Here is a 15303-nt window from a genome sequence, read left to right on the forward strand (position 1 = left end):
GTCTCAATTTACAATTTCAAAACATAATTAATAAACTATTGTGGTATTTTAAACCTATGTATTTAAAATATGTTTGTTAATCTGATGACAACTTAACTTAAATACATTTCATTTTATAGATGAAAAAGCGGCATCCTCCATATGATTAAGGATATTTATGTCACTTAACTAGGGGTATACAATGAAAAAGTTTATACAGTTTTTTAAAAATTTCTCGTTAGTGGAGAAAAGCGCACTTCTCTGCTTCCTCTTACCTCCAGTAGGTATTTCACTGCTATTGATCATCGGGCTTCGTACACTCTATACTCAATGGTTTATTAATAAACGTTTTATTTATTCGTTTAGTTCGTACTTTTTCTTATGCCTATTTATATCTACTATTGGTGCTGCCCTTTTATTTAGAAATATATTATTTTTATTGGTCAGTATCATGATTCTTGGTTACTGGGGAATATATTGTAGGATTTTAGTAACTGAGAAAGGTCAATTATTTCAGAGATTTCGCATGATTATAATCTTTGGAGGCGTATATAGTTGTGTAATCGGATGGATATCCAAATGGTTTGTATTTCCTAAAATTGTTGGTTATTTATTAGGGACAGTACTTTTTGGGGAAGTTGAACCTAAGAATTTTAACCGTCTAATTGGTTGTGCATATAATCCCAATTTTACTGTTTTTATTTTATTAATCGCTATTTCTTTTCTCTTTGCCAGCTTACTTTCCAGTTTTGAGAGAAAACACTACATTAACTTAGCGTGGCAGCTTCCGATCCAACTACTACTTAGTTATGGAATTTATCTTACAGGTTCAAGAGCTGGCTTTGCGACAATGATTCTAATTTATTTACTTTTTATCTTCCGACTTAATCGAATCTTTTTCTTTGTTTGTACAATCATCGGACTATTCTTTTCGAAATGGTTGCTCTATATAATGCCAAGAGCCGATTCAGTTATTCAAGCAGGGCATAAAAGGTTGGACATTTGGAAAAACGCATATACTATATGGAAAAACCACCCATTCTTTGGTGTGACACCGATCGGATTTGGTCAAGAATACGCAATACAATATGGTCATTTCATCCCCCATGCACATAATTTAATGCTGGGTATGTTTGCGGAATACGGAACATTGGGAGGATTGGCTTTTATAACACTAATTAGTATAAATATTGTAAAATGCATTCACTTATTCTTTTTTGAGCGCAGTAAACAATGTTTTTTTAACAGTTTTTTACTCGGTCTACCAATTATTTTGTTTACAGGGGTATTTGATGAGCCCGTGTTCTCTCCACAAATCGGTTTCCTGTCGGTCATAATGCTTGGGTGTTGGGATCGCTATTCAAAACGTATGCAATTTAATATCGAGATTTCAGCCATTCAAGGTAAATTTATTAGCGTTTATGGGAGTACGGCTAGGTTAGTTGTTAGTTCGTACATGATTTTTCATTATTTAAAATCGAAGTTTATTAGTAACAAGTACTAAAAAGACCCCTACGATTAGAGGGGTCTCATTTCTTTGAATAGTTTATGATATTTTTTTCGTAACTTGTACTTCTACTGCCACATTTCGTTTTGTTAAGAATAAATTTAAAATAATTGCTGTTAATGAACCTGTCACAATTCCATTTTGCATTAACATTTTTAAAAAGTCAGGTAGTTGGTCGAACATTTGTGGAAGTGTTGCTGAGCCTAACCCTACTGCTATACTACAAGCTGCGATTAATAGGTTTTCTCCTTTACCTAAATCAACTTCTGAAAGAATTGATATACCAGCAGCCGCGACAGATCCAAACATAACAATCATAGCGCCACCAAGAACGGCATTTGGAATAACTGTCGTTAAAGCTGCTAGTTTAGGTAATAATCCAAGAACTACCATGATACTTCCAGCAGCATAAATAACTTCCCTAGATTTAACTTTTGTAAGTGAGATTAAACCAACATTTTGTGAAAAAGCTGTGTACGGAAATGCATTAAAAATACCACCGAGCATAATTGCAAGACCTTCTGAACGCAATCCATTTACGATCTGATCTTGTTTCACCTTTTGGTCAGTCGCTTTTCCAACTGCGAAATAGACTCCAGTTGATTCCACCATGCTAACAATACATACGATAATCATTGTGATAATAGCTGTAATACTGATTTTTGGTGCTCCAAAATAGAATGGTTGAGCGATACTAAACCACGATGCTTCTGATACGCTTGAAAAATGAACGATTCCCATTGCATAGCCAGCAATTGTTCCTACAACCAAACCAACAAGTACGGAAATTGTACGTAAAAATCCTTTAGCCCATCTGTTAATGACTAAAATTACGATAAGTGTAAGAAGGGCAAGTAATAAATTGTGTACTTGACCGAAGTCTGGACTCCCTTGTCCTCCTGCTGCATTATTCATAGCCACTGGAATTAGAGAAAGTCCAATAATCGTTACAACTGATCCTGTTACAATTGTAGGAAAAAATTTTAAAAGCTTGCCATAAAAAGGAGCAGCTAATACAACAAAGATTCCAGAAATAATTATTGCACCGTATGCTGTCGGCAAATTTGAAGTGGATGCAATTGCAATAATTGGACCTACTGCCGTAAAGGTACATCCTAAAACGACCGGCAATCTGCTACCAATGTATTTAGTCCCCATGCTTTGCAGGATTGTTGCTATACCGCAAGTAAATAAATCTGCTGCAATCAGATAAGCGATCTGAGTTGGCGTAAGTTTAAGCGCGCCACCTATTATAAGAGGTACAACAACTGCACCTGCATACATAGCCATGACGTGTTGAAAACCTAATGTAAATGCTTTTTGTTTACTTAACAATCTGATTCTCTCCCTTGTCATTGCTGAATTGATCTATATTGTTTGGCGTACAGTTATTACTCTTTATAAAACAAAAAAGGACAGGTTCCACTTGAGTATGTTTCTCTCAAGTGAAACCTGTCCTTCTGGGTTTTTATCCCTAATGGTGTAGCACGAATAGTGCCCACATCGCTCGGACCAGCCATTTTACTTACAATAATGCGGAACCCTAGATGTGCTTTCACTCATAGTCGGTCGATTATATTGGTCGTCCGGTAGAAACTTATGGGCCATATCCCCATGATTATATGAGTTATTTATATATTTGTACCTTGATTATGTTACACATGCTATTCAATATTTTCAAGTAGAAAATGCAAAGAAAAGGTGTTCCATTAGAAAAAAACTAATGGAACACCTTCTATTATGTTCTACGCATATAAGCCTTTACAGTTAGTGGTGCAAAAATTGCTACTATTACAGCAGCTCCAATAAGCGAAATGATTAGATCTGAACCTGCAGTTCCAGCGTTTGTAAGATTTCTTACAGCAGTAATCAGATGTGAAATTGGGTTTATTTTTACAAACCATTGAAGCCAATTTGGCATTGTATCAACTGGTACAAAGGCATTTGAAAGGAATGTTAATGGAAAAAGTGCTAGCATAGAAATCCCTTGTACACTTGACGCTGTACGTGCAATTACTCCAAAAAACGCAAAAATCCAACTAATCGCCCATGAACATACAATTACAAGTAGCCCAGCTAAAACTACATAGCCCAAGCCACCTTCAGGGCGATATCCCATTATATATCCCATAGTGAAGGTAAGAACTGTAGCGATTGTATAACGAATCGTATCCGCCAATAAAGCTCCGGCCAGTGGTGCAATACGTGCAATTGGCAGCGACTTGAATCGATCGAATACACCTTTATCCATATCTTCACGCAATTGTACACCTGTAACAATCGAAGTAGTAATGACCGTTTGTACTAAGATTCCTGGTATGATTACTGGTAAATAACTCTTAACATCCCCAGAGATTGCTCCGCCAAAGATATAAGTAAACATAAGTGTAAAAATAATAGGTTGTAACGTAACGTCAAATAATTGTTCTGGTGTACGCTTAATTTTTAGTAGACCACGATAAGCCATCGTAAATGAATTTTTTACTGATTGACTAAAGCTAGTTTTATTTTTTAATTCACGATAAGCAGCTGGTTTTATTGATGTGCTCATACCCTTACTCCCTCCATTTCTTTTGTTTTATCTGACACCTTTGATCCATCATTATCAACGCTGTTACCAGTAATCGTAAGGAATACTTCATCAAGAGTCGGCTTTTGTACACTCATTTCGGCTAAATGGATGCCTTCATCACGTAAGGCAATTAGAAGGTCGGTTACTCGGTCAGCATCCGCCATAGGGGCAGTAATCTTTCCTTCTACTAATGCGATATTGGATTTTACTTTTAGTACATGTTCTACTGTCTGACGCGCCTTTTGAACATCCCTTAAATCTTGAACTTTTAGTTGTAACGATGAACTACCAACCGAAGCTTTCAATTCATCAACAGTACCTTCCGCGACTACATGACCACGATCTATTACTGCAATTCGATCTGCTAGTTCATCCGCCTCTTGAAGATATTGTGTTGTTAATAGAACTGTTGAACCTTCTTTTACTAAACGACGAATAGTATCCCACATTTGATTTCTTGTGCGAGGGTCTAAACCAGTTGTCGGCTCATCTAAGAAGATAAGAGGTGGCTGAGCAATTAAACTTGCAGCCAAATCTAATCTACGACGCATTCCACCTGAGAAATTTTTTAGTGGACGTTTTGCTGCTTCTGTTAAACCAAATTCCTCTAATAAATCCGCTGATTTCTTTCGCGCTTCCGCTCTACCTAGACCTAGTAATCTTGAGAAAATTATAAGATTCTCTGTAGCACTTAGTGAATCATCAACTGAGGCATACTGACCAGTAACCCCAATTAATTGACGTACAATTTGAGCCTCTTTTAATACATCATGTCCGAATATGCGTGCAGTACCTGCGTCTTGTCTAAGTAGTGTAGCCAACATTCTAATTGTGGTTGTTTTCCCTGCACCATTTGGTCCAAGTACACCGTAAATACTTCCTGCACGAACGTTTAAATCCACTCCATCAACCGCACGATTATCACCAAATGTTTTAACTAAACCACTCGCTTCTACTGCCAAATCTCCATTATTTGGGGTAATTATTTTTTTATTTAAATATTCCAATTCATTTCCTCCTTTACGACTTATTACAAGATGAATATATCGACTAATTATGAATTAAGTATGAACTTTAAATAAAATTTTTCTTTACGAATAGTTACAAGCTAAGGGATACAATGTTCAATGTAAAAAAACTTCCCTTATCTAATTTAAGGGAAGTTTTTTTACACTGATTTTCAGACTGATTGCAAGCGCTTGGCGGGCAGTCTGAAATTTAGTCATGTACTATGGTCTGGTTTAGTAGTAAGAACTCTGAATTTATATCATGTAAAAAGGGAGTCACTTCACCTAAGCTATATAGATGTAACTGATGCATTGCTCGTGTACATGCCGTATAGAATAGTCTTCGGAGACGCTCATCTCCATAAACTTGAGCTGATGCATCGTAAATAATCACTGCATCGAATTCAATTCCTTTTGCCAAATATGCAGGAATAATGACTACTCCTTGCTCATATTCAACTGAGTTTCTCTTCACGTGCTTGATTCCTTCTACATCTTTTAATGCTTCATATGCATCTAAGCTCTCTTCAGCAGATTTACATATGACAGCAATCGTATTAAGTTTGCTTTTCTTTAAGTCCTCGATTTTATTGGCAATATGACTGTGCAAATCTTCTCGATTCGATAACTGTGTTAACACAGGCTTCTCCCCAACTCGTTCAAAAGGCGTAATTAGATTGCCCCCAGGAATGAGTCTACGTGTGAATTCTACAATTGGTTTAGTTGATCTGTAACTTTGACTCAGATTGATCACTTTTGTTTCATCTGGCCCATATAAGCCTTTAAGAACATTAAAATCTCCCATCTCACTGGCATGCGCAAATATAGCTTGATTAAAGTCACCTAGTACAGTCATTTTTGCAGAAGGAAACAATCTCTTCAAAAATTCAAATTGGAAAGGTGAATAATCTTGAGCTTCATCTACAAGTACAAATTTAATCGAAACATTTGATTGGAAGCCTTGAACCAATTCTTTTAAAAGTAAATACGGTGTAGCATCCTCGTAAAACAATTTGCCTTCATCTAACATATTTAATGTTAACTGACATATGTCTTCCCAATTCTCAGGGGTATCCCCTTCAATCCATTGTTCAATTTGAGTTGGATCAGAAAATAACTGTTTATAGACTCCTTTTATGTCAATGAAGCGCAATCCTCGAACCCATTCACGTAGTGGCTTTAGTTTTTTACGCACAACCATTCGACCTAATACCTTAGTTTCTTGTTCGTAATCATCGAATGAATTATCTTTAAATTTTTTTTTCTGTAAGTACTTATATGCTTTTTGATAATCATCTTTGCTGAGTAACTCGATTTCATCTTGTACCCATGTTTTTTTCAATTCTAGCTTTTCCGTTTCATTGATTTGCTTGTTTAACCATTCCGTCAACTTCTCTAATCGGTTGTTAAATTTTAAAGAAGGATCGGTGCTATAAAATCTTTCATATATTTGTTTAGCTGTAACAACTGGTTTACCTCTAAATTTAAATCCCCTAAAGACCATTCCGGATAATTCTAGTGATTGTCTATATGCCTTTATTGTCTCAAAGAAACGAGTTGAAGCTTTAAATTGAATGCTTGAAGTCCTAGTCTTATAGGAAGGATCCTCGATAGCAGTTAGCACATATTCTAATTGCTCATAATTATCCTCAACTTGGAACGCATCACTTAGCCTATGAACTAAATATTCTTGGAATGTAACTTGTTGCATATTTTCTTCGCCTAGTTCAGGCAAGACTCTCGATACGTAGTTATTAAACATTGCATTAGGAGAAAATAAGATAATTTGATCTGCTTTTATCCAATTTCTATATTTATAGAGCAAATATGCAATCCTTTGTAAAGCTGCAGATGTCTTTCCACTACCAGCCGCCCCTTGAACAATCAGTAATCTACCTTTGTCATAACGAATGATCTGATTTTGTTCTTTTTGAATGCTGGCTACTATGCTTCTCATATGCTTGTTTGTTCCTTTGCCAAGCACATGCTGCAAAATCTCATCTCCTATAGTGAGACTTGTATCGAACATTGATTCAATTACACCGTTACGTATAATGTATTGCCATTTTTGGTCTAATACGCCATTCACTTTTCCCCCAGGTGTATCATACTCAGCAGGACCAGGTGGATAATCATAGTAAACACTCGATACTGGGGCCCTCCAATCATAAACTAAAATATTCTCTCCAGTTTCGTCCATTAGCGTTGAAACACCAATATAAATACGCTCCGTTTCAGACATAGCTTCTTCTGTAAAGTTAATGCGACCAAAATAAGGAACCTCTTTCATCCGACGAAGTGCTGATAGTCGGTTGGAAGATTGCTTATGATTAATTTGGCCAATCGCCAAAAGTTGAGATTGTTGTCTTAAACTAATAACCGTCTCTAGATAGTCATCAAAACTATCTGTGTTAACTTTAACCTCATCCCAGAAATTTTTACGAACATTGATTACTTCGTTTCTACGTTGGGCTGTTTCGTCTGTTAATTTACTAATTTTGTCCGTGATTAGATCTAATACAGCATTTACTCTTACTTGTTCTTTTTGAAGTTCGTTGTTCATTTCATGCACTCCTTTAAAAGATAAAAATGGGGGTTGACTCAAGAGGATTTGTATAGTAAAATTAAAGTAGGGAAAATATGACCTCTATGTTAATCCTATTATATATACTGTATTAATCTACCACGTTTTTACCTTTTAGGCAATAGTCTTCGTTTGAAATCATTATTATTTCATCTCAATTATTAATTTTCGTACACTCAAAAATCAAAATGACCCACCCAAAAATGATCATTTAATCACTTATAGTAAGGTCATCCTTATTATTTATTAATTTCTTCTGTACATACTTCAATCAGCTAAATTTTACATCTTTATTAAAATCCGCCATATTATTTATGATTATTCCTAAATACAAATTCTCCATTCACAATAGTAGCCTGAACATTAAACTTACAATCAGTTAAGACGATATTTGCTTTTTTACCACACTCTATGCTTCCAACTTCATGATCAATTTTAAGTAGTTTTGCTTGGTTAAGGCTGACCATCGGTAAAATAGTTTCTAAAGGCACCTCTAAAATGTCATTAACATTTTTTAAACACTCCATTAAATTAGTCGTGCTTCCTGCTAATGAACCTGTTTCTACTGTTCGAGCAATTTTATTTTCCACTTTAACGTCTAATGTACCAAGATTATAGGATCCATCTGGTAAATCAGCAGCTGCCATTGAATCACTTATTAAAAAAATACGTTCTGTCCCTTTTGCTTTGTATAAAAGCTTAATTGCTCCAGGGTGGACATGCTGTAAATCTGCTATACATTCACAATAACATTGATCATTTGTTAGAACGGCACCAAGACACCCAGGATCACGATGATTAAATCCCCTCATGCCATTAAAAGTGTGAACAGAAATTCTTGCCCCATGTTCAATTGCGTTATTCGTTGTGTCGTAGTCTGCATTTGTATGACCCATAGACACGTGAATTCCTTTATCTGTTATCAATTTAATAGCTTCCTCTGCATACTCTTTTTCTGGAGCTATTGTGATTACTTTAACTGTATTATTGGAAATTTTTATAAGTTCAACTAACTCATCAGTATTTAGTTCACGAATATACTTGACCGGATGTGCACCACGATGCTCAGTTGTAATGTATGGGCCTTCTACATACGATCCAATGATTTCCGCTCCTTCTGTCTGTCCCATCGCCTCACTTACGATCTTTACAGCTTTTTTAATTTTTACGAAATCATGAGTCAGTGTAGTTGGTAAAAATCCCGTAACTCCATGACGTGCAAGTGACATAGACATTTCTTGTAATGAATGAATACTACCATCCATCGTGTCATTCCCAGCAATCCCATGAACATGTATATCAATCATGCCTGGCATGGCTACAAAACTAGAATAATCCAAAATTTCACAGGAAGGTCTATCAGTTGTTACTCCATTTATTTTTCCGTTTTGAATTATTATATAGCCAGCTTCAATTACTTTATCGGGTGTATAAACCTTTTTTACTTTAATTGCTTTCATAACACTTCCCCCTCTATTATTCACAGGAATACTTTTTCAAAAAGAACAATAGGCAACACCAAAATAGGATGCTGCCTGTTTGCTTAATACTTATACAGGTAAGTAGTTTAATTTTTTTAAAGTTAAGTAACATGCTCCATACAGCCCGGCGTCATTCCCAAGTATCGAAGGAAATACGATTGTTTCTCGATGATAAATCGGCATGGTTTCCTTTTTAATCTCAGAGTTGATGTCCTGAATAAACTGCTCTCCCTGCTCAGCAATTCCTCCCCCAATAATAATTGCCTCTGGGTTCAGAAGGTGAACTATATTTGAAAGACCTATGCTTATATAATGGATAAAATTTTTATATACGCCAGTAGCAGTTGAATCTCCTTCTTCTACTAAAGACAAGATTTCTTCTCCAGAGATTTTCTCTATCACTTCACCATTTTTGTTCTTTTCATCAATAAAGTCACTTACTAAGGCTGAAGTAGCAGCATATCTTTCAAAGCACCCTTTCCGTCCACATCCACAAGAACGTCCGTTATTAACAATGACGGTATGACCTAGTTCTCCTGCTAAATGACGGGATCCGCTTACAATATTCCCATCTATAATAATGGTGCTTCCAATACCTGTTCCTAATGTCAAAAAAACTACATTTTTCTTCCCTTGAATTGCACCCTTCCACTTTTCACCGAAGCAGGCACTTTTCACATCATTTTCAACACTAACGGGTAATTTTAATAAATTGAAAAGTATTTCGCCCAACTTCATTCCTGAATAGTCGGGTATATTGTTGGAAAATAAAATTTCACCTGTTTCATGATTTACAAGACCACACGAGGAGATTCCGATTCCTGCTATTAAAAAATCATTTTGAAGTTTTTTTATTTTCTCCACTAAAAGTTCAGGAAGCAGCTTTTGTATATTATTTTTAGGTGTTGGTAATTTATCTTTGTAGACCATTTGCCCATCGCGATTTATTAGTCCAAATTTGATAAATGTACCCCCGATATCAAAACAAACTATATTTTCCACCTTAATCGCCCCCTGTTAACTCCTTCACCTTAATGAGATTAAAGTAATGTTGAACTTTTGTTAATTCAACTGATCCAGTCCGCTCTGAGGCAGCATTGGCTATCCCGCAGGCACATGACCACTTTAAAACATCTTCAATTGAATAACCTTTCGAATGCGCAAAGGTAAAGCCTGCAAGCATGCTATCTCCTGATCCAACTTGGTGCACATCTGTCAAAGTTGGAACTATTGCCTGCAGTGTGACGTTTTTGCTAATTAAAAGTGCACCTTCTTTTCCTAAAGAAAGTAATACGTATTGGATACCCTTTTGGCATATATCCCGGGCATGCCAAATCATTTCCTCTATTGATAATTGGTTTAACCCGATTAACTTGCAAAACTCTTCTCTGTTAGGCTTTATTAAAAATGGCTTTCCCTTTATGCCATGTGCTAGTGATTCTCCACTTGAATCTAAAAGAAAATACTTCCCTTTTTGCTTTGTTTTTTCTATTAGGTATCTATAAAAATCAGAGTTGATTCCGTATGGCAAGCTACCAGAACCTATAATATAGTTATTCGATTCTAGAATAGTATCAAAATTTTTCAAAAATTCTTCTCTTTCATTTTCCAATATCTCGGGACCTTGTTCAAGAATTTCTGTATGACCTTCTTTAGATTCAATTGCTAAACAAAATCTTGACTCTCCCTTTATTCCTACAAAACGATTAATTAAATTGTAAATTGGGAGTTGATCTGCTATCCAATCGCCGCCTTTTCCGCCTAAAAACCCGGTACAAGTAACTTTAGCCCCTAGCTGAGATAAAACACGTGAAACGTTAAGTCCTTTTCCACCGGCTGTTTTATCGACATCTGTAACACGATTTACTCCATCTAAATAAAAGACGGGAAGATTATACCGAATATCAATAGCCGGGTTTAATGTAATTGTAGCAATCATATTTCTAACCCCGATTCATACTACCGCACATTTTAATTTTATCAGCAACGACTATTTTCATTTCTCTTACTGCATCTTTAAAATAATATCTAGGGTCATTGGCATCTGGATGTTCTTTTAAGTAACCACGTAATCCATTAGCAAAAGCTATTTTTAATTCAGTAGCAATATTTACTTTACATATTCCACTTTTAATCGTTTTTTGTACTAATTCATCTGGTAAGCCCGAAGCTCCATGTAGAACTAGTGGAATATCAACTTCTCTTTGGATTGCACTTAATCGTTCAATATCTAATTTAGGTTCTCCTTTATATAAACCGTGGGCCGTCCCAATGGCAACCGCTAATGAATCAATTCCTGTTCTAGAGACGAATTCTTTAGCTTGTGCTGGGTTTGTATAAATTTGATCCTTTTCATCCACTTCAAGGTCATCTTCTACCCCACTTAGGCGGCCAAGCTCTGCCTCCACAGCAACTCCAAAAGAAGAGGCATAATTGACTACTTCACGAACGATTCGAATATTTTCTTCAAAGTCATGGTGAGAGGCATCAATCATGACTGAGTGAATTCCACTATCAATTAAAGCTTTAATATCTATAACTTTTTCATGGTGATCTAAATGAAAACAAATTGGAATATCGTATCTTTTTTTTGTGGCCTCCATCATACTAATTAGAAATTCTTCCCCCATATAACTAACTGTACTAGGTGTAGCTGCGATCATAACTGGTGAACGTAGCTCTTGGGCTGTTTCTAAAACTGTTTTCATTGTTTCTAAGTTATGAATATTAAATGCCGGAACTGCGTAGCCTTTAGATTGTGCTTCTAAAAGAATCGTACTTCTTGATGTAATCAAGATAAATCTCCTCCATTCTTCATGTCATTTGTAAAAGGGTGAATCGTAACTCCTTTAACTACTCTGTTGACTACTCCTAATGGAGAAGGGTTATCTGGAGAAAAGCCGAGATTAATAGATTTATACATAGCAAAAGTTTGTGCGTATAAGATAAAAGGGAAAGTTAGAAAAATATCCTCATTAATTTTAGGAAGATCTACATGATAGAAAAGATCACTATATTCTTCCGCCACCTGATCTTTTAAAGATGAAATCGCCACTACTTTTCCTCGATTCGTTTCTTTATATATCTCTTCTAAAATGTCAAGATCGTACTGCCTTGTATAAGGGTTACAAGATAAAAATACAAATACAACGGTATCTTTATCTAAAATGGATTTAGGGCCGTGTCTAAAACCTAATGAGGTATCAAAAGTAGAAGGAATTGCCCCACCCGTTAATTCTAATAATTTTAATGAGGCTTCTCTTGCTAATCCTTCAAAAACCCCTGAGCCTAAATAAACAACTTTTTGAAAAGACGAATTTGCCAGTTGTTTAATACTTTGCTCGCTCCCGCTAATAATTGAATGACCAGCATGTATAAGTTCATCAACTTTCTTCTCCCACGTATGAATCTGATCAATATTGAAAAGAAGTAAAGCTGAGAAAAGCATAGTCGTAAAACTACTCGTCATCGCAAATCCTTGGTCATTTGCCTCTTCTGGCATATAGATGACCAAATGATTATGATCATTTTTCTTCTTTTGAGCCAGTAGTCCATCTTGGTTACATGTAAAAACGATTCCATAAAAATCATCTATAACTTGCTCTCCTAAATGAATAGCAGCCAAACTCTCTGGACTATTTCCTGAACGAGCAAATGAAATCATGATTGTTGGAAGGTCCTTGTCTAAATAAGAATATGGATTTGACACAATATTTGTCGTAGCAATACTCTCTACCACTATTTTTTTGTTGTTAACGATTTGTTTTAAGTATGGAAGAACTGTATCGCCAACAAATGCAGATGTACCCGCACCGGTTAAAATAATTCGTAACTGATCGTGTTTATTTTCAATGCTCTTTAAAAATGTAAGAACTCGGTCTCTATTAAATAAAAGAATATCCTTTGTTTCGTTCCATAATCTAGGTTGCTGGGCTATTTCTTTTGCTGTATGGCTCGCGCCAACATTCATTCTTTCATATTCACTCGATTTTAATAGCTCCATACTATTCCCTCCTGTTTTACTGTTAATGTCATCATTACCAGTTGAGTTAAATAGATACTTCTGTATCTACTTCAATTCTACTGTATAAGTAAATTTATCTCCTCTTGCAATAGAAATTGTATACTCGATTACTTTGCTTTGATCATAAGTTACTCGTTTAAGCATTAGACATGGTGCACCCTCGATTATATTTAGCATTTCTGACTCCACTTTATTTGCACTAACAGCCATAAAGCTTTCTAAAGCGCTAGAAATATTCACATTATATTGGGTTCTGAAGATTTCATACATCGGCGTATGTTGCAATTCTTCACTCGAAAGATTTTTAAAATCCTTTACGGGTACATAAGATGTTTCGTATAACATCGGTTCCTGGTCAGCAAGTCTTAACCGAACGATCTTAAATACCTCTTCTTCTACCGGTATATCCATGACCTTTGCTACTTTACTATCGCAATTGATTTTTTCAAAAGAAACAACCGTTGTCGTTGGGATTTTCCCTGCCTTTTTCATTTCTTCTGTAAAACTATAAAATTTTACAAGACTTTGGTTATAAGTTCTTGGAGAAACATATGTCCCCTTTCCATGAACTTTATAAATATAGCTTTGTTTTTCAAGCTCTTGCATCGTCTGCCTCACCGTTGTTCGGCTAACTTGATACGTTTCACATAATTCTCGTTCAGATGGTAGCTGATCGTTCTCAGCAAGTTCACCTGATTCGATTTTTTCTAATAAAATATCCATTAATTGATAATAAAGCGGAAGTCGGGAATCCTTTTCTACCATGATTAGCTCCTTTAGGTGGTATCTTTGTCATAACCAGTTAAATATACATCTATTATACATAATATTGAAAAAGATACCACCTTTTGTCGCAACAGAAATTTCTACAAAACTCCCTCTTCTGTCACTTTTAATTTTTTCATATAATCACCTACTGAAATCATTGTTCCTGAAATTCTTGATTCCTCTACTGCATAAGCGATCATATGACTTTTAGCTGATACGATAGCTGATGTTAAGCTGCCTTTGTCCTTCGTAGTTACGCGTTGAATGAAATCAGCCATAATACTTGTATCGGCTCCCATATGGCCACCATCTACAGTTGAAGGCTTAATTAACTCCTTCTTACCCGAAAAGTAATTAACTTCAATTTCATTTTTAGCATCATTTCCAACTATTTCGCCTTTTGTTCCCATAATTTTAAAGTTACGGAATGTTTCATTTGTAAATGCAGTCATAGTAAATGCAACTGTTACGTCATTTTCAAATAATAAATTAACTACTTGATGGTCAACAACATCATTGTCACAGTGATATACGCAGCGACCATATGGTCCTTCTTGAATTGCCTTTAGTCTACTATCAAGACTAGAACTTGCTGAAATAACATTTGCTGGCCAAACATCACGGTCATGTAAATACCATTTAGCTGCTGAATAAGGACATTCCTTTTCCACCTTACAACCATCCAAACAGCGATATGTTGAACCTTCTGGTGCGTTTTCCTTTTTAAAGTAAGTTAAACTTCCATATGAAGATACACTCTTGCACTCTGTACCAATCAGCCACGCAAGCATATCCATATCATGGCAGCTTTTTTGTAAGAGCATTGAGCTAGACTCAGAAGAATTACGCCAGTTACCACGTACAAAACTATGAGCTTGGTGAAAGTAGCCTACATTCTCATTCCACTGGATTGATACGATGTCGCCAATTACTTTTCGATCAACAACTTCTTTTAATGCTTGGTAAAATGGTGCATATCTCATAACGTGACAAACCGTTAATAATGTATCATGCCTTTCTGCTGCTTCTGCTATTTCTAGCGTCTCAATTGGTTCTGGTGACATCGGTTTTTCTAATAAAATACTATATCCTTTTTCAATTGCCTTCATAACGGGCTTATAGTGATTACGGTCTGGACTACAAATTAATAGAGCCTCACACAGCTGTTCTTTTTCTAATAGCTCAGTCCAGTCTTCAAATCTCATATTCTCAGGGATATTGTGAGACTCCGCAAACTTTTCTCTTTTTTCTTTATTTGGCTCCGCTACTGCAATGAATTGAATTTCACGTGGATACTGTAGTGCATATGATCCATATGCATAAAATCCTCTACTTCCCGCTCCTATTAAAGCTGCTTTCATAATCAGTTTCCTCCAAGCTT

The 15303-nt window shown here is 35.8% G+C and carries 12 protein-coding genes and 1 riboswitch; of the genes, 1 reads left to right on the top strand and 11 read right to left on the bottom strand.

Annotated features, from left to right (window positions below; all coding sequences use genetic code 11):
• Positions 1–181: 181 nt before the first annotated feature.
• The gene (locus ACFVR2_RS14205; protein WP_387362681.1) at positions 182–1483 is read left to right on the top strand and encodes an O-antigen ligase family protein; all 1302 of its coding nucleotides are present in this window, start codon (positions 182–184) and stop codon (positions 1481–1483) included.
• 42 nt (positions 1484–1525) lie between these two features.
• Here the strand turns inward: ACFVR2_RS14205 and ACFVR2_RS14210 are convergent, their stop codons facing one another.
• From ACFVR2_RS14210 to ACFVR2_RS14260, 11 genes are all read right to left on the bottom strand, one after another.
• Positions 1526–2821: a nucleobase:cation symporter-2 family protein gene (locus ACFVR2_RS14210; protein WP_387362683.1), complete on the bottom strand. Its 1296-nt coding sequence runs from the start codon at positions 2819–2821 to the stop codon at positions 1526–1528.
• Between the two features lie 207 nt (positions 2822–3028).
• Positions 3029–3132, bottom strand: a riboswitch (purine riboswitch).
• Positions 3133–3224: 92 nt separating this feature from the next.
• Positions 3225–4037: an ABC transporter permease gene (locus ACFVR2_RS14215; protein WP_387362685.1), complete on the bottom strand. Its 813-nt coding sequence runs from the start codon at positions 4035–4037 to the stop codon at positions 3225–3227.
• Entirely contained in the window at positions 4034–5065 is a 1032-nt protein-coding gene (locus tag ACFVR2_RS14220) for an ATP-binding cassette domain-containing protein (protein WP_387362687.1), read from the bottom strand. Before ACFVR2_RS14220 ends, ACFVR2_RS14215 begins: the two co-directional genes overlap by 4 nt.
• A 211-nt stretch (positions 5066–5276) precedes the next feature.
• Positions 5277–7628 carry an RNA polymerase recycling motor HelD gene (gene helD, locus ACFVR2_RS14225; protein WP_387362689.1) on the bottom strand — a complete coding sequence of 784 codons (2352 nt, stop codon included), beginning with the start codon at positions 7626–7628 and terminating at the stop codon, positions 5277–5279.
• A 329-nt stretch (positions 7629–7957) separates the two neighbouring features.
• Entirely contained in the window at positions 7958–9109 is a 1152-nt protein-coding gene (gene nagA / locus ACFVR2_RS14230) for an N-acetylglucosamine-6-phosphate deacetylase (RefSeq protein ID WP_387362691.1), read from the bottom strand.
• 90 nt (positions 9110–9199) lie between these two features.
• Positions 9200–10132 carry an ROK family protein gene (locus ACFVR2_RS14235; RefSeq protein ID WP_387362693.1) on the bottom strand — a complete coding sequence of 311 codons (933 nt, stop codon included), beginning with the start codon at positions 10130–10132 and terminating at the stop codon, positions 9200–9202.
• 1 nt (position 10133) lies between these two features.
• Positions 10134–11069 carry a 1-phosphofructokinase family hexose kinase gene (locus ACFVR2_RS14240; RefSeq protein WP_387362695.1) on the bottom strand — a complete coding sequence of 312 codons (936 nt, stop codon included), beginning with the start codon at positions 11067–11069 and terminating at the stop codon, positions 10134–10136.
• Between the two features lie 4 nt (positions 11070–11073).
• Positions 11074–11925, bottom strand: coding sequence for a tagatose-bisphosphate aldolase subunit GatY (gene gatY / locus ACFVR2_RS14245; RefSeq protein ID WP_387362697.1), 852 nt, complete (start codon positions 11923–11925; stop codon positions 11074–11076).
• Positions 11922–13133: an SIS domain-containing protein gene (locus tag ACFVR2_RS14250; protein ID WP_387362699.1), complete on the bottom strand. Its 1212-nt coding sequence runs from the start codon at positions 13131–13133 to the stop codon at positions 11922–11924. The genes gatY and ACFVR2_RS14250 overlap by 4 nt, the downstream gene beginning before the upstream one ends.
• A gap of 66 nt (positions 13134–13199) precedes the next feature.
• Entirely contained in the window at positions 13200–13919 is a 720-nt protein-coding gene (locus ACFVR2_RS14255; RefSeq protein WP_387362701.1) for a GntR family transcriptional regulator, read from the bottom strand.
• Between the two features lie 101 nt (positions 13920–14020).
• Positions 14021–15286, bottom strand: coding sequence for a Gfo/Idh/MocA family protein (locus ACFVR2_RS14260; RefSeq protein ID WP_387362818.1), 1266 nt, complete (start codon positions 15284–15286; stop codon positions 14021–14023).
• Positions 15287–15303: the final 17 nt, after the last annotated feature.

Origin of the sequence: Gottfriedia sp. NPDC057991, assembly GCF_042886615.1 — a bacterium.
Taxonomy (GTDB): Bacteria; Bacillota; Bacilli; order Bacillales; family Bacillaceae_G; genus Gottfriedia.

Bases quoted from the DNA above. Each gene is read 5' to 3' on its own strand.
- ACFVR2_RS14240 (WP_387362695.1), bottom strand. From the start codon at position 11,069: ATGATTGCTACAATTACATTAAACCCGGCTATTGATATTCGGTATAAT.
- ACFVR2_RS14205 (WP_387362681.1), top strand. From the start codon at position 182: ATGAAAAAGTTTATACAGTTTTTTAAAAATTTCTCGTTAGTGGAGAAA.
- nagA (WP_387362691.1), bottom strand. From the start codon at position 9,109: ATGAAAGCAATTAAAGTAAAAAAGGTTTATACACCCGATAAAGTAATT.
- ACFVR2_RS14250 (WP_387362699.1), bottom strand. From the start codon at position 13,133: ATGGAGCTATTAAAATCGAGTGAATATGAAAGAATGAATGTTGGCGCG.
- ACFVR2_RS14255 (WP_387362701.1), bottom strand. From the start codon at position 13,919: ATGGTAGAAAAGGATTCCCGACTTCCGCTTTATTATCAATTAATGGAT.
- ACFVR2_RS14215 (WP_387362685.1), bottom strand. From the start codon at position 4,037: ATGAGCACATCAATAAAACCAGCTGCTTATCGTGAATTAAAAAATAAA.
- helD (WP_387362689.1), bottom strand. From the start codon at position 7,628: ATGAACAACGAACTTCAAAAAGAACAAGTAAGAGTAAATGCTGTATTA.